Genomic DNA, 16,507 nt, shown 5'->3' with positions numbered 1-16,507 from the left:
GGTACGCGCGGTCGGGGTCCGTCGGCCGGGCGGCGTCGGTGGCGCTGCTGGCGTCGCCGGTCGGCGGCGGCCGACCCTCGCCGTCCGTGGTCGCCGTGGTCCGGCGTCGGCCCGGTGGCCGCCGTCGTCAGGCCCGGCGCCGGGGTGGGTGGTCCATGCGGCAGACTGGTCTCTCGCTGGTCCGCGCGGAGGGAGACGAACGATGGACGAGGTCGCCAAGGCCGTGGAAGCGTGCGCGCGGGCGGCGAAGGCCGCTGCTCCGTCGCTTGCTGCCGCCAGTGCCGAGGCCGTTGACGCCGCCCTCAGCGGGATGGCCGAGCGGCTGCTCGCGCACCGGGACGCGATCCTCGAGGCGAACCGGGCCGACGTCGAACGCGCCACCGCCGACGGGATGAGCGCCGGGCTGCTCGACCGGCTCACCATCACCCCCGACCGGCTGACCGGCATGGCCGAACAGCTGCGGCTGCTCGCCGGGGCTCCGCACCAGGAACGCTCCGTCGACGTGTCCACCCTGGACGGCGGGCTGCGGCTCGTCGAACGGCGGCGGCCCGTCGGTGTCATCGGGGCGAACTACGAGGCCCGGCCGAACGTGACCGTCGATGTTGCGTCGCAGCTGGTCAAGTCGCGCAACGCCGGTGTGCTGCGGACCGGCTCGGCCGCGCTCGGCTCCGCCCAGCGGCTGCGTGACGTCGTCATCGCGCCGGCCCTCGCCGAGGCGGGCATCGACGCCGACTGCGTCCAGCTCGTGCCGCGGGTCGAGCGGGAGGCCGCGTCCGCGCTCGTGCGGCTGCCCGAGCTCGTCCCGCTGGTCATCCTGCGGGGCAGCGGGGACAGCACCCGGGCCCTCGCCACCGAGGCGGCCGTCCACGGGGTGCGCACGCTCGCCCACGCCGACGGCGGCGGTGTCCTTTACGTCGACCGGGGCGCCGATGTCACCAAGGCGCGGGACCTCGTGCACGCCAGCCTCGACCGCCTCGGCGTCTGCAACCGGCTGAACCTGCTGCTCATCCACGAAGACCTCCACGACGAAGCCTGGCCCGCCATCTCGGACGCGCTCGCCGAGCGCGGGGTCACGCCTTCGCTCGCGCCGCACGAACACCCCATCGGGTACGAGTGGGCGCTGGACTCCGACCGGGAGGCGACCGTCACCGTGGCCACGGTCGGGTCGCTCGCCGACGCCGTCCAGATCGCCAACGAACGGACCTCGGGCCTGGCCGCCGGCATCGCCACCGAGGACGAGGCCGCCGCCGACGCCTTCTTCGACGGCTACACCGGCACCGGCGTGTTCTGGAACGCCCCGACCCGGCTCCTCGACGGCTTCAAGCTGCTCGCCGTCCCGGAAACCGGCATCAACCTCGACAAGGTCCCCGGGCCCCGCGGTCCGGTGACCTACACGGACCTCTACGTCCGCCAGTACGCCGTCCTGCCGGCCTGAACCGGCATGCTGCTCCCGCTCACCCCGGCCGACGTCCGCCGGGTCGAACTGCGCCGCGTCTCGACGGACCGGGGAGGGGACGTCGTTCCGGGCGACCTGCTCGCCTCGGTGACCGGGGCGGACGCGGTGGCGCTCGTCCAGCTCGTCGCCGACCTCCCCGACGACGGAATGATGCGGTGCTTCAACCCCGTGTACGCCCTCGAGGCGCACGGGGCAGCGGGCCTCCTCGCGGAGGTCGCCTTCTGCTTCCGCTGCCACAACGCGCTCGTCGCCGTCCCGGGCGGGGGTCGCCGCGAACTGTTCGGGTTCGACCCCGGCTCGGCCGCCGGGCAGGCACTGCTCGCCCGGTTCAAAGCCGTGGACCGGCCCGGCAGCCAGCAGGCCCCGGACCGGCCCGGCAACTGACCGCTCAGCCGGCCGATCAGCGCGTCGGGGGCACGTCGGCGAGCCTGCGCAGCTCCCTCACCGTGTCCGCCGCGTTGGTCACCAGCTGGGTGCCCTCTCCGGCTTCGCCGGCGTAGCGATAAATGGCCGTCGGTCCGTCGCTGATCGCGATCGCCGCGACCAGGCGGCCTTCGGGGTCGCGGGTGAGCCCGGTGGTCACCGACACCTCCCGGCCGACCGTGTCGACCGTGGTGAGCGTCCGCTCCTTGTACCAGCCTCGCGTGGTCATGTTCCGCAGCTCCGGGGGGATGGGCTCGACAGGGATACGTCGTAGGACGCGGGGATCGCCCGCGGTGTTACGGCATACTGGGCCCGGTGATCTCCCGGCCGCACGTCCTGCTGTCCGCCGCGCAGTCGCTCGACGGCTTCCTCGACGACATCTCACCCGAGCGGCTGGTGCTGTCCACTGAGGACGACTTCGCCGTCGTGGACCGGTTGCGGGCCGAGGCCGACGCCGTCTTCGTCGGGGCCGGGACCGTCCGGGCCGACAACCCGCGGCTGCTCGTCCGCTCCCCGGAGCTGCGGCGGAAACGGCTGGAGCAGGGCAAGCCCGAACAACCCGTCAAGGTCACCGTGACCACCCGCGGCCTCGACCCGGACGCGCAGTTCTTCACCGTGGGGGACACCGAAAAGATCGTCTACGCGCCGCCCGGGGCGGCTGACGGCCTGAAGCACGTCGCCACCGTCGTCGACGCCGGGAATCCACCCGACTTCGGGCGCGTGCTCGACGACCTCGGCGCGCGCGGGATCGAAAACCTGCTGGTCGAGGGCGGCGGCGGGATCCACACCCGGTTCCTCACCGAGGGGCTCGCCGACGAGCTGCGGCTCGCGATCGCGCCGTTCTTCGTCGGGCAGCCGGACGCGCCGCGGTTCGTCGGGCCCGGGCTCTACCCGCGGCCGCTCACGCTCGTCCGGGCGAACGAACTGCAGGGCATGGCGATCCTCGAGTACCGCGCGGCCGCCGAACCGACCGGCCGGGACGTCCAGCGCCTCAAGGAAGCCATCGCCCTCGCCGCGGAATGCCCGCCGAGCCACACCTTCCGGGTCGGGGCCGTGATCACCGACGCCGGGGGCGAGGCCGTCGCCACCGGGCACTCCGGTGAAGGCGACCCCGCCAACCACGCCGAAGAGGCCGCCCTCGCCAAGTGCGCCGGCGACCCGCGCCTGGCCGGCGCGACGATGTACAGCTCGCTGGAACCGTGCAGCCACCGCAGTTCCCACCCGCGCAGCTGCACCCAGCTCATCCTCGACGCCGGGATCCCGCGGGTGGTGTTCGCCTGGCGGGAGCCGCCCGTCTTCGTCGACGCCCGGGGTACCGAGCTGCTGCGGCAGGCCGGGCGGCACGTCGTCGAGGTGCCCGCGCTGACACCGGAGGTCCAGCGCGAGAACACCCACCTCGACTTCTAGGCCGCTAACAGGCGCCGTTGTCCTGCCAGACGCCCCACTCGCCGGTGGTGCCGGGCTCCTCGCCCTGCGTCCACCACTTCGCCGTCCACTTGTGGCTGTTGTGCGAGACGACGTTGTCCTTGACGTAGACCTTCGTGCGGTCCCACTCCGCCGCGGTGCAGGTGCCGCCGCCCGGGGTGGTCGGGGTCGTCGTCACCGGCGGCGTCGTCTGCGGCGGGGTCGCGCCCGCGAACCGGACGCTGAACTTCGTGAAGTCCCAGTCGTTCTGCGGGACGTTGCTGCAGACGCCGTTGTCCGTCGTGCCGACGCAGGGCCGGTCGCGGTTGACCGACCAGAACGTGAAGCGGCCGAGGCCGTGGCTGGTCGCGTAGTCGTACACCGTCTGGAAGTCGGAGGTGTAGAACATCTCGGCCGCGTCCGACTTGCCGTTCATGCCGGAGAAGCCTTCGTGCGAGTACGCGGTCGCGCTGTCCCAGCCCATGTGCGACATCAGCAGGCCGTGCAGCGCTTCCAGCGCCGACACCTGCGACGAGCCGCCGTTGAAGCCGCCGTCGAACGGCATGATCGAGAAGTTGTTCGGGCTGAAGCCGATCGACTTCGCCTGGTCGAGCAGCTGCGTGCCGAACCAGCCGGTGCCGGCCGCGGTACCCGGCATGGTCACCGACACGAACAGGCCGGGGTTGTTGGCCTGCAGCGTCTTCGCCGCGCCGAGTTCGTTCGCGATCGCCGCGGTGTTCTCGTACTCGGGCTCTTCGAGGTCGAAGTCGATCGCCTTGAGCGAGTACTTCGTGATGACCTGCTGGTAGGCGGCGGCCGTGGCGGCCACCGTGCCGCAGGTCTGGCCGAGTTTCGTGCCGCCGTAGCCGCCGACGGACACCGAGACGTCGCCGCCCGCGCCGCGGATGCGCGAGATCACGCCCGCGACCGCGGTGTCGGACGAGACCGCCGACGTGCCGTCCCAGGTCGGGCTGCAGCCACCGCCGTTCGGGGCGAGGATGAACGCCAGCTGGAACGCCTTGAGCCCGGTCGCGTTCATCACGGTGATCGGGTCGGGCGGGTTGTTGCTCTGGGGCATCAGGTACGGCGCCGCGGCGTACCAGCTGGTGCTCAACGCCGCGGTCGCCGAAGGTGCGCCGAGCACGAGGCTGACGGCGGTGGCGGCGAAAGTGGCGGCGGCGAGCCCGGCGGCGGCCAGTCTGCTCTTGCGCATGATCTGTCCTCCCGGAGGGGATCGAGGTGGTCAGATCATTGGACTAGACCATTGACGAAGTCAAGGCGCGAAAGTCGGTTCAGGGGATCCGGTGGGCGAAAAGCGCCGGAATATCCGAAATTTGTCCACGAGACGAGCGGGAGAACGGGTCAGCCGGCGACCGCGCCACCTCCGGCGGCGGCACGTGCGCAGCCCACGCAGCGCGGTCCACGAGTGCCCGGGCCGGCTCACTCCGACTCGAGGTCGCCCTCCAGCGACAGGTACACCTCGCGCATCTGCTCGAGCAGTGCCGGGTCCGGTTCCGCCCACAGGCCGCGGTCCGCCGCCTCGTTCAACCGCTCCACGATGCCGCGCAACGCCCACGGGTTCGCCTGGCGCAGGAACTCCTGGTTGACCTCGTCCAGCACGTACGACTCGGTCAGCTTTTCGTACATCCAGTCGCCGACCACGCCGGCGGTCGCGTCGAAGCCGAACAGGTAGTCCACCGTCGCCGCCAGCTCGAACGCGCCCTTGTAGCCGTGCCGGCGCATCGCCGCCAGCCAGCGGGGGTTCACCACGCGGGCCCGGAACACCCGGGCCGTCTCCTCGCCCAGCGTGCGCGTGCGGACCGCGTCCGGGGACGTGCTGTCGCCTACGTAGGACGCCGGTGCCTCGCCCGTCAGCGCGCGGACCGTGGCGATCATCCCGCCGTGGTACTGGAAGTAGTCGTCCGAGTCCGCGATGTCGTGCTCGCGCGTGTCGGTGTTCTTCGCCGCGACCACGATGCGCTTGTACGAGCTCTCCATGTCCTCGCGCGCCGGGCGGCCGTCCAGGTCGCGGCCGTACGCGAAGCCGCCCCACACCGCGTACACCTCCGCGAGGTCCTTGTCGTCGCGCCAGTTCCCGCTGTCCATCAGCGGCAGCAGGCCCGCGCCGTACGCGCCCGGCTTCGACCCGAAGATCCGCGTCGTCGCGCGGCGGACGTCACCGTGCGAAGCCAGGTCCGCCGAGACGTGCGCGCGGACGAAGTTCTCGTCCTCGGGTTCGTCCAGCGAGGCCACCAGCCGCACGGCGTCGTCCAGCAGGGTGATCACGTGCGGGAACGCGTCGCGGAAGAAGCCGCTGATCCGGATGGTCACGTCGATCCGGGGCCGGCCCAGTTCGGCGAGCGGGATCGCCTCGATGCCCGTGACGCGCCGGGACGCCTCGTCCCAGATCGGCTGGACGCCCAGCAGCGCCAGGACTTCCGCGGCGTCGTCGCCGGACGTCCGCATCGCCGACGTGCCCCACACCGACAGCCCGACCGACCGCGGCCAGTCTCCGGTGTCCTCCCGGTACCGGCGAAGCAGCGAATCCGCCAGCGCCTGCCCGGTTTCCCAGGCCAGCCGGCTCGGGATGGCCTTCGGGTCGACGGTGTAGAAGTTCCGTCCCGTCGGCAGCACGTTGACCAGCCCGCGCAACGGCGACCCGCTCGGGCCGGCCGGGATGTACCCGCCGTCGAGCGCGTGCAGCACGGCGTCGAGCTCGGCGGTCGTCCCCGCCAGCCGGGGCACGATTTCCTCCGCCGCGAACGAAAGCACCTTCGCCACCTGCGCGTCCGGGGCGACCGACGCGACCGCGGTCGCGTCCCAGCCCCGCATCTCCATGGTCTGGACGAGTTCGCGCGCCGTCTTCTCCACCGCGTCCACTTCGGACGTCGGCGCGTTTTCCTTGAGCCCCAGGGCGGAGCGCAGGCCGGGCACCGCGCCCTGCTTGCCGCCCCACATCTGCGACGCGCGCAGGATCGCCAGCACCAGGTTGACGCGGGCCTCACCGGTCGGCGCCGCGCCCAGGACGTGCAGGCCGTCGCGGATCTGCGCGTCCTTGACCTCGCAGAGCCAGCCGTCGATGTGCAGCAGGAAGTCGTCGAACTCCGCGTCGTGCGGCCGCTGCTCGATGCCGAGGTCGTGGTCCAGCTTGGCCGCCTGGATGAGCGTCCAGATCTGCTGGCGCACGGCCGGCAGCTTCGCCGGGTCCATCGCCGCGATGTTCGCGTGCTCGTCGAGCAGCTGCTCCAGCCGCGCCATGTCGCCGTAGGACTCCGCGCGCGCCATCGGCGGGATCAGGTGGTCGACGATCGTCGCGTGCGCCCGCCGCTTCGCCTGCGCGCCCTCGCCGGGGTCGTTGATCAGGAACGGGTACACCAGCGGCAGGTTCCCGAGGACGGCGTCCGGCGCGCACGACGCCGAGAGCCCCGCGGTCTTGCCCGGCAGCCACTCCAGCGACCCGTGCTTGCCGAGGTGGACGACGGCGTGCGCGCCGAACTCCTCCTCGAGCCACCGGTACGCGGCCAGGTAGTGGTGGCTCGGCGGCAGGTCCGGGTTGTGGTAGATCGCCACGGGGTTCTCGCCGAACCCGCGCGGCGGCTGGATCATGATGATCACGTTGCCGCTCTGCAGGGACGCCAGCACGATGTCGCCGTTGTCGACGTACAGCTCGCCGGGTGCCGGGCCCCAGTGCTCTTCCACCCCCGAGCGCAGCTCGGCCGGGAGCGCGTCGAACCATTCCTGGTACCGCGCCGCGGGCACCCGGATCGGGTTCCCGGCCAGCTGTTCCTCGGTCAGCCACTCGGGGTCCTGGCCGCCGGCGGCGATCAGCGCGTGGATCAGCGCGTCGCCGTCGGGCTGGTCGGTGCCGGTCGGGTCGACGCCCGGGAACGCGTCCGGTCCGAGGTCGTAACCCTGTTCGCGCATCCGCCGCAGCAGTTCGATCGCCGACGCGGGCGTGTCGAGCCCGACCGCGTTGCCGACGCGAGAGTGCTTCGTCGGGTACGCGGACAGCATCAGCGCAATGCGCCGCTTCGCCGGAGGCGTGTGCCGCAGCCGGGCGTGCGCCAGCGCGATACGAGCGACGCGGGACGCGCGCTCGGCGTCCGGCACGTACCGCGGCAGCCCGTCTTCGTCGAGTTCCTTGAACGAGAACGGCACTGTGATCAGCCGCCCGTCGAACTCCGGCACGGCCATCTGGTTCCCGGCGTCGAGCGGCGAGAGGCCGTCGTCGTTCGCCGCCCACGTCTCGCGGTCGCTGGTCAGGCACAGGGCCTGCAGGATCGGGACGTCGAGCGCGGCCATCTCGGCGACGTCCCACGCCTCGTCGTCCCCGCCCGCGCCCACCTCGGACGGCCGCGTGCCGCCGGCCGCCAGCACCGTGACCAGCAGGGCGTCGACCTTCCCCAGCTCGGCCATCATCTCCGGCTCGCGGGTCCGCAGCGACGCGCAGTAGACCGGCAACGCGCGCCCACCCGCGGCCTCGACCTCGTCGGCGAGCGCGTGCACGAACGCGGTGTTCCCGGACAGGTGGTGCGCGCGGTAGTACAGGATCCCGATGACCGGGCCGTCGCCCTTCGCGGGACGTTCGAGGACGCCCCAGGCGGGCTGCTCGGCGGGCGGCTCGAAGCCGTCGCCGGTGAGCAGGAGCGTGTCGGAGAGGAACCGGTGCAGCTGGGTGAGGTTGGCCGGACCGCCCTGGGCGAGGTAGGCGTGCGCCTCGGCGGCGATGCCGGCCGGGACGGTCGAGAGCTTCATCAGCTCGGCGTCCGGCGTCTGCTCCCCGCCGAGGACGACGACGTGCGCGCCCGACGCCCGCAGCGTGTCCAGGCCCTCCTGCCAGGTCCGCGGCGTGCCGAGGATGCGGACGACCACGATGCGCACGCCGTCGAGCAGCGCCGGCAGCTCGGCGATGTCGAGCCGGGACGGGTTGCCGAGCCGGTACTCGCCGTCGGCCGAACGCGCGCTGAGCAGGTCGGTGTCCGAAGTGGACAGAAGCAGGATCACGAGGTTCCTCCTCGGGGTCCGCGCCCCGGGTCGACGGTCGCGCCGGCCGGAGTTCCTGGCTCCCGGAGATCACTCTCCGGTCACAGTGGCGGGACCGCCCCGGACTTCCACCGGGTTCCTCCACCTGCCGACGCGTGGGTAACGCACCCACTCTCCGGTGCCGGTCGAGGCGCGTCAAGGTGACGTTGCCCCGGGTAACCTGGCGGCTTGGAATCCCTTCTCCGGAGCTTCACCGCCGCGCAGTCCGCCCGCCAGCCGTACCGCCGCCCCACGACGGCCGAGCTCGAAACCGCTCGGATCGGCTTCGCGGCCCTGCTCGACGGCCGTCCCCACACCCTGCCTGACCTGGGATTCTCCGTGACCGGTGACTCCCTCGTCGTCCAGGAGCCCGGCTCCGAGCGCGCCTGGGGGCTCTACGCGATCGACCGATCGGCGCCGCCGTCCCTGGTGATCGAGGTCCCGCACGCCGCCTCCGACCTGCGGACCGAGCTGCTCGGCCTGGCCCTCCACCAGCGGACTCCGGGCGCGGTTCTCGCGGTCAACGGCGCCCACCGCCGCCGCGAAGACCCCGCGCACGACCCGCGAACCGTCTTCCACATCGTCACCACGCTGCTGGCCCGGCGCGGCCTGCCGCAGGTCCAGCTGCACGGCTTCAACGACCGGACCCTCCCCGCCGCCGACGTCGTCGTCTCGGCCGGGGCCGCGGACGTCGGGGACGCGGCCCGCCGGGCGGCGGAGGCGTTCGAATCCGCCGGGTTCCGCGTCTGCCGGGCGTGGGCCCAGCCCTGCCGCGGCCTGGCCGGGACGACGAACGTCCAGAGCCAGGCCGCCGGCGGGACGCCGTTCCTGCACGTCGAGCTCAACCGGACCACCCGCGAGACGCGCCGCGACGCCGTCGTCGACGCGCTCGCCGAAGCCGACCTGCGCAAGCCCTAAGCGGACCGCTCACCCAGCCGGGGGAACGGCTTCGTCGAGAACAGCACCTCGACGGAGACCTCGAAGAACTCCGCGATCCGCAGCGCCAGGTACAGCGAGGGGCTGTACTCGCCGCGCTCCAGGTAGCCGATCGTCTGGTAGTGCACCCCGAGGGCGTCGGCCAGCTGCCGCCGCGAGATCGACCGCTCCGCGCGCAGCATCGCGATCCGGTTGTAGACGACCTCACTCATCACTACCCCACACGCTGCATGGCCCTCTGCCGCCGTTCGGCCAGCGACGAGCCGGCCTCGCGCCGCGCCATGCGGCGGAGCAGGACCGGGGCCAGCGCGACGCCGAGCACCGCCCACGCGAGGAGCACCGCCAGGGTCGGCAGCGGCCGCCACGACTGGCCGATCTCGACGACGACCGCGCTGTCCGGCAGCAGCGCCGACCGCATCCCGAGGCCCAGCCAGTACATCGGGAACACCTGCGCGATGTCCTGCACCCAGCCGGGCAGCGCGGTGATCGGGTAGAAGATGCCGGAGATCGCGCCCATGCCCATGACCGGCAGCGTGATCAGCCCGATCGAGCGCGGGCTGTTGGTCAGCGACCCCAGTGCCGCGCCGATCGGCATCGTGGCGGCCATGCCGATCACCAGCACCCCGAGCAGGTGCAGGTACGACCAGACGCCGTCGGGGGCCAGCCCCGAGAACGCGAACACGCAGGGGATCAGGACCGCGGCCAGGCTGGTGAGCTGAGCCAGCGACAGCGCCGTCGTCTTCCCGATGAGGTAGCCGAGCATCCCGTTCGGGGTCGCCTTCGCCCGCAACAGCGTGCCGTCCTCGCGGTCCACGGCCAGGTAGCCCGCCGCGCCGGTCAGGCCGTTGAACACGATGCCGGCGCCGAGCACGCCGGGCACGGTCGCCGCGCCGAGCGAGAACGACGTGCCGGGCAGCGTGGCGTTGCGCATGAAGAACAACGTACCGAGGAAGAGCGCGACGAAGACGAGCTGCCCCATGACGTCGTCGAGGTTGGACCACGTCTGCTTGAACTCGATCCAGCCGCGGGCCAGCCCGGAGCGCAGGGCGACGGTCCTGGCGTTCATCGCGCACCCGCTTCCTGGAGCCCGAGCTCCGTCTCGCCGCCGGTCTCCGCGCGGTGGACCAGCGTCATGTAGGTGTCCTCCAGCGACGCCCGCCGGACCTCGAGGTCCTCGACGGCGTCGCCGTGCTGCTTGAACAGGTCGTACACGTACTTCGTCGCCTCGGTCGTCGAGTGCACGAACCGCTGGCCGCCGACGCTCCAGCGGACCTCGGCCTCGCCGGAGATCTGCCGGCTGAGCTGGTCGGCCGAGCCGTCGGCGATGATCCGGCCGCCGTTGAGGATGAGGATCCGGTCGGCCAGCTTCTCGGCCTCGTCGAGGTCGTGCGTGGTGAGCAGGATCGTCGTGTCGAGCTCGTCGGACAGGCGGTGCACCAGCTCGTGGAACTCGCGCCGCGCCTCCGGGTCGAACCCCGCGGTCGGCTCGTCGAGGAACAGCAGCTCGGGCCGGCCGACGATGCCGATCGCGACGTCGAGGCGCCGCCGCTGGCCGCCGGAGAGCTGCTTGAGCTTCTTGTCCGCGTGCTCGGTGAGCCCTACCGTCTCGATCAGCTCGCCGGCGTCCCACGGCCGCGGACGGGCCGGCGTCGAGTACGGCGCGTAGTACCGGCCGAGGTGCGCGAGCAGCTCGCGGACGCGCCACTTCCCGTGGTCGCGCCAGGACTGGAGCACGACCCCCAGGCGTGCCCGCCAGTCCTCGCCGCCGTGGGCCGGGTCGGTGCCCAGCACGCTCACCTCGCCGGCCGACCGCATGCGGAAGCCTTCGAGGATCTCGATCGTCGTCGTCTTGCCCGCGCCGTTCGGCCCGAGCAGGCCGACGACTTCACCCCGGTACGCCTCGAAGTCGACGCCGTGGAGCACGTCGTTCGTGCCGTAGCGCATCCGCAGCCCGCGCACGCGGACGACGGGATCGGCCGGATCTCTCATCGCGGTTACCCCCATCTGACTGATGCGATCGAATGTAGCACACCTACTACATTCGATGAGACTTCTGCTGTCCCGGGAACTTGACCGCCGGTCACTCGGTTCGCCCGGGCATGGGAACTTGGCTGGGGTTGGCCCTTCCGGGCGGCGTGGTGATCCTGCTGGTCACGGCGGCGATCGAACTGCGGCCGCGCAAGAACGGCTCGCGCTTGAAGGCGCGGTTGTCCGCCACCTACATCGAAGAAGCCACCGCGTTCCTCTACGGGACCAAGCGGCGTGAGCTGGAACACCGGGAAACGATGTCGATGCTCGTCGAGCAGGACGCCGAAGGCGCGCGACCCTGGCGTGACGTGGACCTGGACGCCGGCACGGCCCGGATCCGGCCCCGTCCGGAGCCGCCGGAGGGCCGGAACCGCCAGCTACAGTGACCCCATGCCGACCCCAGCACGTGTGCGAGCCGACGCGTGCCCCGGTGTTTTCGCACCCCACGACGCCGCCGACGGCCCACTCGCGCGGGTCCGGCTGCCCGGCGGCACGATTTCCGCAGCGCAGCTGCGCGCGCTGGCGGACGCGGCGGAAGCCTGCGGCGACGGCGATCTCCACCTCACTTCGCGTGGCAACGTCCAGCTGCGCGGCGTCACCCGGCCCGGCCTCGCGGCGCGGCTGACCGACGCCGGCCTGCTGCCGTCGCCGTCGCACGAGCGGGTCCGCAACGTCCTCGCGTCGCCGTTGAGCGGGGTGCGCGGCGGTCTCGCCGACGTCCGCGGCCTGGCGGCGTCGCTGGACGCCGGGCTGTGTTCGACGCCGGAACTGGCGTCGCTGCCGGGACGGTTCCTCTTCGCCTTCGACGACGGCCGCGGTGACGTCGCGGGCGAAGGCGCCGACGTCTGCTGGCGCGCTCTCGATGCCGAAACGGGGGCTCTGCTGCTCGCGGGCGGCGACACCGGACGGCGGGTGGCGCGCGCCGACGCCGTGACGGTGCTGCTCGACGTCGCCCGGGAGTTCTGCCGGGTCCGCGGGGCCGCCTGGCGCGTCGCCGAGCTCGACGACCCGGCCTGGCGCGGGACGCCGGTGCCGCGGACGCCGGCCGAGGTCCCGGCCGGGCTCATCGAGCGGGACGGCGGCTTCGCGGCCGGTGTCGTGCCGCGCTTCGGGCAGCTGTCCGCGGCACAGGCGCGGGCGCTGGCGGAGTTCGGGACGGCGCTGGTCACGCCGTGGAAGTCGGTGGTCCTGCCGGACGCGCCCGAGGACGTCTTCGAGCGGCTGGGTTTCGGCGGCGAAGCCTTGGGGACCACCGCGTGCATCGGGCGCCCGGGCTGCGCGAAGTCGCGCGCCGACGTCCGGGCCGACGCGGTGTTCCGGCCGGGCCTGCGCGCGCACTTCTCGGGCTGCGAACGGCGGTGCGGGAAGCCGTCGCAGTCCCATGTGGACGTTGTCGCCGAAGCCGGGGGCTACCGCATCGACGGCCGCTGGGTGCCGCTCGACGAGATGGAAGGGAAGCTGTGATCGACTACCTGCGGGACGGTGCCGAGATCTACCGGCACTCGTTCGCCACGATCCGCGAGGAGGCGGACCTGGCGATCCTGCCCGACGACGTGGCCGGGCTGGCGGTCCGGATGATCCACGCCTGCGGCATGGTCGATCTGGTCGACGACCTGCGCTACACGCTCGACGTCGTCGAGTCCGGCCGCGCGGCCCTCGAAGCGGGCGCGCCGATCCTGTGCGACGCGCAGATGATCGCCAGCGGCGTCACCCGCCGCCGGCTGCCCGCGGACAACGAGGTGCTCTGCACGCTCTCGGACCCTGCTGTGCCCGGTCTGGCCGAACGCATGGGCACCACACGCTCGGCGGCGGCGCTGGAACTGTGGCGCGACAAGCTGCCCGGCTCGGTCGTGGCCATCGGCAACGCACCGACGGCGTTGTTCCGCCTGCTGGAGATCCTCGACGAAGGCGTCGGCGCGCCCGCGGCGATCATCGGCGTCCCGGTCGGCTTCGTCGGCGCGGTGGAGTCCAAAGTGGAGCTGGCGAAGCAGGCCCCGGCCCCGTACCTGGTGGTGCACGGCCGGCGCGGCGGCAGCGCGATGGCCGTCGCGGCGATCAACGCACTCGCGAGCGCGGAAGAATGACCGGCACGCTGTACGGCGTCGGGCTCGGCCCCGGCGACCCGGAACTGATGACGGTCAAGGCCGCCCGCCTGATTTCCGAGGCGTCGGTGATCGCCTACCACTGCGCGCGCCACGGCCGGAGCATCGCGCGGTCGGTCGCCGAGCCGTACCTGCGCGAGGGGCAAATCGAGGAGAAGCTCGTCTACCCGGTCACGACCGAGACGACCGACCACCCGGGCGGCTACGAGGGCGCGATCGCCGACTTCTACGAGCTGAGCGCGAAGCGGCTGGCCGAGCACCTCGACGCGGGCCGCGACGTGGTCCTGCTCTGCGAAGGCGACCCGTTCTTCTACGGCTCGTACATGTACATGCACGAACGGCTTTCGGGCCGGTTCGAGGCGGTGGTCGTGCCGGGGGTGACGTCGGTGAGCGCGGCGTCGTCGGTCCTCGGCCGCCCGCTGGTCCAGCGCGACGAGGTCCTGACGGTCCTCCCGGGCACCCTCCCGGCTCCGGAGCTGGCGCGGCGCCTGGCGGACACCGAGGCGGCGGCGGTGCTGAAGCTGGGCCGGACGTTCTCGTCGGTGCGGGAGGCGTTCGCGGAGGCGGGCAAGCTGGACGACGCCGTGTACGTCGAGCGCGCGACCTGGGGGCAGCAGCGCATCGAGCCCCTGGCGTCGGTGGATCCTTCGACGGTGCCGTACTTCTCGCTGGCGTTGCTGCCTTCGCCGGCGTACGCGTCGCGTCAGTCGCCGCCCGCTCCTGCGCCTGCTGTCCCGCATTCGGCCGGCGAGGTCGTCGTCGTGGGTCTCGGTCCGGCGGGTCCCGAGTGGCTGACGCCCGAGGCTGCTTCGGAGCTTTCGGCTGCGGAACACATCGTCGGGTACGGCCCGTATGTCGCGCGGGTGCCGCAGAAGGCGGGTCAGCAGCGGCACGCGTCGGGCAACCGGGTGGAGGCGGACCGGGCGCGCGAGGCGCTGTCCCTGGCCGCTTCCGGCGCCCGGGTCGCGGTGGTGTCCTCGGGCGACCCGGGGGTGTTCGCGATGGCGTCGGCGGTGCTGGAGCAGGTGTCGGCCGGCCATGGAGCGGACGTCCGGGTCCGGATCGTCCCGGGCGTGACGGCGGCCCAGGCGGCGGCGTCCCGGGTGGGTGCGCCGTTGGGCCACGACTACTGCGTGCTGTCGCTGTCCGACCGGCTCAAGCCGTGGGAGATCATCGAGAAGCGCCTCGACGCGGCGGGCGCGGCGGACCTGGTGCTGGCGCTGTACAACCCGGCGTCCCGTACCCGGACCACGCAGCTGGCCGACGCCCGTGCCGTGCTGCTCCGCCACCGCGCGCCGGAGACGCCGGTGGTGGTGGCCCGCGACGTGGGCGGCCCGGAGGAGGACATCCGCATCACGACGCTGGGTGACCTGGATCCGTCCACCGTGGACATGCGGTGCCTGCTGATCGTCGGCTCGTCGAAGACCCGCGCGGAAAACGGCATCGTCTGGACGCCGCGGAGCTACTGACGTGAGGCCGGGGGCGCCGGAGCTAGACCGCGGGGAGGAGCACTTCGCTGTGCTGCGGTGACGCGCCGAGGAAGACGTCGCCGTAGAGGTCGCCGCGGTCCGGGAAGAAGGTCAGGATGTTGCGGGCGCCGGTGGCCGCCACCAGCTTGGCCGCCCCCCGCAGCGCGATGCCCGACGTGCCCCCGGCGTAGACGCCGCGGCCGGCGAGTTCGCGTACCCCTTCGGCCGCCTCTTCGTCGGACGAGTAGAACACGTCCTCCACCAGGTGCATGGCGGAGCCGATCACGGCGGGGACCGCGTTCGTGTTACCGATGCCGCGCAGGATACTCGGGCCCGGTTCGCCGCCGAAGGTCGCCGAGCCGACGCGGTCGGCCACGTAGCACGGGATCCCGTGCCGGCACAGCATTTCCGACAACCCGACGAAGTGCCCGCCGGTGCCGACCACGAAGATCGCCGCGTCGATCCAGTCCAGGTCGAGCTTCGGCTCGATGCTCGGCACCAGCCAGCGGCGGTACACCGCCGGGTTGAGATCGGAGTTGTTCTGGTCCGTCCAGTGCATCCCGGGCCGTTCGGCCAGCAGCGCGTCCAGCAGCTCCACCCGGGCCTGCTGGGTGCCGCCGGTGGGGTGCGGGCCGCTGACGAGGTGCAGCTTCGCGCCCAGCAGCTCGATCTTGCGCCGGGTGATCGCCGGGATGTTCGGGTCGGTGACGAGCTCCACCGGGTTGCCGAGGATCTTGCCGGCCAGCGCCAGGCTCACCCCGAGCGAACCCGACGTGGACTCGATCACCGTCTGGCCCGGGCGGAGCAGGCCCGCTTCGTAGGCGAGCAGCAGGATGCCGAACCCGAGGATCGACTTGAAGCTCGACTCCGTCGTCGTCATGCCGTAGATCGCGCGCAGCCGGCCCCGGCCGCCGGCGATCGGCCCGCAGTCGAGGACCGGGAGATCGCTGAAGCCCTCGAGCAGCTTCTCCGCGACGAGCCGCGGGTGTTCGAGACCGTGCCAGTTCTCGATCACGAGCCGATCCTTTCCGGGGCCGGGCCGATGGGGAAGAGCCGGACGAACGTGGTGATCAGGCCCGGGTCGCCGTGGGCTTCGACGAGACCGAGCCACAGCGCCTCGGTCGGGCTCAGCTCGCCCGCCATCAGGTGCTTGAGCAGCGGAGTCTCGATGACCAGATCGGCGCCGGGCAGCTCGCCTTCCTCGACCGTGAGCACGCCGTCCTCGACCCGGGCGCCGACCACCAGCTCGCCGAACCGCACCTCGAAGCTCGCGTGGACGCCGCGGGCGTGGTCCGGGCGGAACGTCGAGCGCAGGGCCATGATGGCGATGTCGAGGGAGAACAGGTCGCCGGGACGCGGATCGCCGAGCGAACGCGCGCCCCACCGGCCGAGCTCGGCCAGGGCCGGTTCCAGGTCCCGCCCGTAGCCGGTCAGCTCGTAGGCGCCCGACTCGCCGCGCCGGACGACACCGGCTTCGACGAGCTCGCCGAGGCGGCGCTCCAGGATCTCCGCGCTCACCCGCGGCAGCGTCTCGTGCAGTTCGGCGAAGTCCTTGGGCCCCACCATCAGGTCGCGGACGACGAGCACGGACCACCGCGAACCGATGATCTCGAAAGCTCGCGCCAGGCCGCAGAACTGCCCGAGCGATCGGTCTGTCATGCCGGGTT

At 72.5% G+C, this 16,507-nt stretch carries 16 protein-coding genes and 1 riboswitch; of the genes, 8 read left to right on the top strand and 8 right to left on the bottom strand.

Features of this window, described 5'->3' with window-relative positions:
- Positions 1-202: 202 nt before the first annotated feature.
- Both AB0M93_RS31160 and AB0M93_RS31155 read left to right on the top strand, forming a co-directional pair.
- Positions 203-1,435 (top strand): aldehyde dehydrogenase family protein, encoded by a 1,233-nt coding sequence (locus AB0M93_RS31160; protein ID WP_364279758.1) that lies wholly within the window; start codon positions 203-205, stop codon positions 1,433-1,435.
- Positions 1,436-1,441: 6 nt separating this feature from the next.
- Complete coding sequence (locus tag AB0M93_RS31155) at positions 1,442-1,840, top strand: hypothetical protein (protein ID WP_364279755.1); 399 nt, start codon at positions 1,442-1,444, stop codon at positions 1,838-1,840.
- Positions 1,841-1,856: 16 nt separating this feature from the next.
- Here the strand turns inward: AB0M93_RS31155 and AB0M93_RS31150 are convergent, their stop codons facing one another.
- Positions 1,857-2,108: a hypothetical protein gene (locus AB0M93_RS31150; protein WP_364279752.1), complete on the bottom strand. Its 252-nt coding sequence runs from the start codon at positions 2,106-2,108 to the stop codon at positions 1,857-1,859.
- 86 nt (positions 2,109-2,194) lie between these two features.
- Between AB0M93_RS31150 and AB0M93_RS31145 the strand changes: the two genes are divergently transcribed.
- Positions 2,195-3,286, top strand: a complete 1,092-nt coding sequence (locus AB0M93_RS31145; protein WP_364279749.1) for a dihydrofolate reductase family protein — start codon at positions 2,195-2,197, stop codon at positions 3,284-3,286.
- 4 nt (positions 3,287-3,290) lie between these two features.
- Here AB0M93_RS31145 and AB0M93_RS31140 read toward each other — a convergent pair whose 3' ends face one another.
- Together AB0M93_RS31140 and cobN are read right to left on the bottom strand one after the other, a co-directional pair.
- Complete coding sequence (locus tag AB0M93_RS31140) at positions 3,291-4,496, bottom strand: chitinase (RefSeq protein ID WP_364279746.1); 1,206 nt, start codon at positions 4,494-4,496, stop codon at positions 3,291-3,293.
- 227 nt (positions 4,497-4,723) lie between these two features.
- Positions 4,724-8,287 (bottom strand): cobaltochelatase subunit CobN, encoded by a 3,564-nt coding sequence (cobN, locus tag AB0M93_RS31135; RefSeq protein WP_364279743.1) that lies wholly within the window; start codon positions 8,285-8,287, stop codon positions 4,724-4,726.
- A gap of 49 nt (positions 8,288-8,336) precedes the next feature.
- Positions 8,337-8,408, bottom strand: a riboswitch (cobalamin riboswitch).
- An 86-nt stretch (positions 8,409-8,494) separates the two neighbouring features.
- On the opposite strand from cobN, the gene AB0M93_RS31130 reads away from it, so the two are divergent.
- Positions 8,495-9,223 (top strand): hypothetical protein, encoded by a 729-nt coding sequence (locus tag AB0M93_RS31130; RefSeq protein ID WP_364279741.1) that lies wholly within the window; start codon positions 8,495-8,497, stop codon positions 9,221-9,223.
- Here the strand turns inward: AB0M93_RS31130 and AB0M93_RS31125 are convergent.
- Genes AB0M93_RS31125 through AB0M93_RS31115 form a run of 3 tightly spaced genes read right to left on the bottom strand, consistent with a single transcriptional unit; the run spans position 9,220 to position 11,230 of the window.
- The gene (locus tag AB0M93_RS31125; protein WP_086857807.1) at positions 9,220-9,453 is read right to left on the bottom strand and encodes a helix-turn-helix transcriptional regulator; all 234 of its coding nucleotides are present in this window, start codon (positions 9,451-9,453) and stop codon (positions 9,220-9,222) included. The genes AB0M93_RS31130 and AB0M93_RS31125 overlap by 4 nt on opposite strands.
- A 2-nt stretch (positions 9,454-9,455) precedes the next feature.
- A complete protein-coding gene (locus AB0M93_RS31120) occupies positions 9,456-10,307 on the bottom strand; it encodes an ABC transporter permease (RefSeq protein ID WP_364279738.1) in 852 nt (283 codons plus the stop codon).
- Positions 10,304-11,230 (bottom strand): ABC transporter ATP-binding protein, encoded by a 927-nt coding sequence (locus tag AB0M93_RS31115; RefSeq protein WP_364279736.1) that lies wholly within the window; start codon positions 11,228-11,230, stop codon positions 10,304-10,306. The genes AB0M93_RS31120 and AB0M93_RS31115 overlap by 4 nt, the downstream gene beginning before the upstream one ends.
- Positions 11,231-11,340: 110 nt before the next feature.
- On the opposite strand from AB0M93_RS31115, the gene AB0M93_RS31110 reads away from it, so the two are divergent.
- From AB0M93_RS31110 to AB0M93_RS31095, 4 genes are read left to right on the top strand one after another with little or no spacing between them, the layout of a single operon-like run.
- Positions 11,341-11,655 carry a DUF6191 domain-containing protein gene (locus AB0M93_RS31110; protein ID WP_364279733.1) on the top strand — a complete coding sequence of 105 codons (315 nt, stop codon included), beginning with the start codon at positions 11,341-11,343 and terminating at the stop codon, positions 11,653-11,655.
- A 4-nt stretch (positions 11,656-11,659) separates the two neighbouring features.
- Entirely contained in the window at positions 11,660-12,733 is a 1,074-nt protein-coding gene (locus AB0M93_RS31105; RefSeq protein ID WP_364279731.1) for a precorrin-3B synthase, read from the top strand.
- The gene (locus AB0M93_RS31100; RefSeq protein WP_364279728.1) at positions 12,730-13,353 is read left to right on the top strand and encodes a precorrin-8X methylmutase; all 624 of its coding nucleotides are present in this window, start codon (positions 12,730-12,732) and stop codon (positions 13,351-13,353) included. The genes AB0M93_RS31105 and AB0M93_RS31100 overlap by 4 nt, the downstream gene beginning before the upstream one ends.
- Positions 13,350-14,840 carry a precorrin-2 C(20)-methyltransferase gene (locus AB0M93_RS31095; RefSeq protein WP_364279725.1) on the top strand — a complete coding sequence of 497 codons (1,491 nt, stop codon included), beginning with the start codon at positions 13,350-13,352 and terminating at the stop codon, positions 14,838-14,840. Before AB0M93_RS31100 ends, AB0M93_RS31095 begins: the two co-directional genes overlap by 4 nt.
- A gap of 22 nt (positions 14,841-14,862) precedes the next feature.
- Here AB0M93_RS31095 and AB0M93_RS31090 read toward each other — a convergent pair whose 3' ends face one another.
- Together AB0M93_RS31090 and AB0M93_RS31085 are read right to left on the bottom strand one after the other, a co-directional pair.
- Entirely contained in the window at positions 14,863-15,855 is a 993-nt protein-coding gene (locus AB0M93_RS31090) for a pyridoxal-phosphate dependent enzyme (protein WP_364279723.1), read from the bottom strand.
- Complete coding sequence (locus tag AB0M93_RS31085) at positions 15,852-16,499, bottom strand: helix-turn-helix domain-containing protein (protein ID WP_364279720.1); 648 nt, start codon at positions 16,497-16,499, stop codon at positions 15,852-15,854. The genes AB0M93_RS31090 and AB0M93_RS31085 overlap by 4 nt, the downstream gene beginning before the upstream one ends.
- Between the last annotated feature and the right edge of the window lie 8 nt (positions 16,500-16,507).

Source organism: Amycolatopsis sp. NPDC051102, from assembly GCF_040682815.1.
Taxonomy (GTDB): Bacteria; Actinomycetota; Actinomycetes; order Mycobacteriales; family Pseudonocardiaceae; genus Amycolatopsis.
The sequence above is the reverse complement of the archived record's forward strand: the minus strand, read 5'-3'. Positions and strand labels throughout refer to the sequence as shown.

What these genes read in the sequence shown, in the direction of transcription:
- AB0M93_RS31155 (WP_364279755.1), top strand. Translation starts at nt 1,442, where the DNA reads ATGCTGCTCCCGCTCACCCCGGCCGACGTCCGCCGGGTCGAACTGCGC.
- AB0M93_RS31115 (WP_364279736.1), bottom strand. Translation starts at nt 11,230, where the DNA reads ATGAGAGATCCGGCCGATCCCGTCGTCCGCGTGCGCGGGCTGCGGATG.
- AB0M93_RS31160 (WP_364279758.1), top strand. Translation starts at nt 203, where the DNA reads ATGGACGAGGTCGCCAAGGCCGTGGAAGCGTGCGCGCGGGCGGCGAAG.
- AB0M93_RS31105 (WP_364279731.1), top strand. Translation starts at nt 11,660, where the DNA reads ATGCCGACCCCAGCACGTGTGCGAGCCGACGCGTGCCCCGGTGTTTTC.
- AB0M93_RS31095 (WP_364279725.1), top strand. Translation starts at nt 13,350, where the DNA reads ATGACCGGCACGCTGTACGGCGTCGGGCTCGGCCCCGGCGACCCGGAA.
- AB0M93_RS31085 (WP_364279720.1), bottom strand. Translation starts at nt 16,499, where the DNA reads ATGACAGACCGATCGCTCGGGCAGTTCTGCGGCCTGGCGCGAGCTTTC.
- AB0M93_RS31125 (WP_086857807.1), bottom strand. Translation starts at nt 9,453, where the DNA reads ATGAGTGAGGTCGTCTACAACCGGATCGCGATGCTGCGCGCGGAGCGG.
- AB0M93_RS31150 (WP_364279752.1), bottom strand. Translation starts at nt 2,108, where the DNA reads ATGACCACGCGAGGCTGGTACAAGGAGCGGACGCTCACCACGGTCGAC.
- AB0M93_RS31110 (WP_364279733.1), top strand. Translation starts at nt 11,341, where the DNA reads ATGGGAACTTGGCTGGGGTTGGCCCTTCCGGGCGGCGTGGTGATCCTG.
- AB0M93_RS31140 (WP_364279746.1), bottom strand. Translation starts at nt 4,496, where the DNA reads ATGCGCAAGAGCAGACTGGCCGCCGCCGGGCTCGCCGCCGCCACTTTC.
- AB0M93_RS31120 (WP_364279738.1), bottom strand. Translation starts at nt 10,307, where the DNA reads ATGAACGCCAGGACCGTCGCCCTGCGCTCCGGGCTGGCCCGCGGCTGG.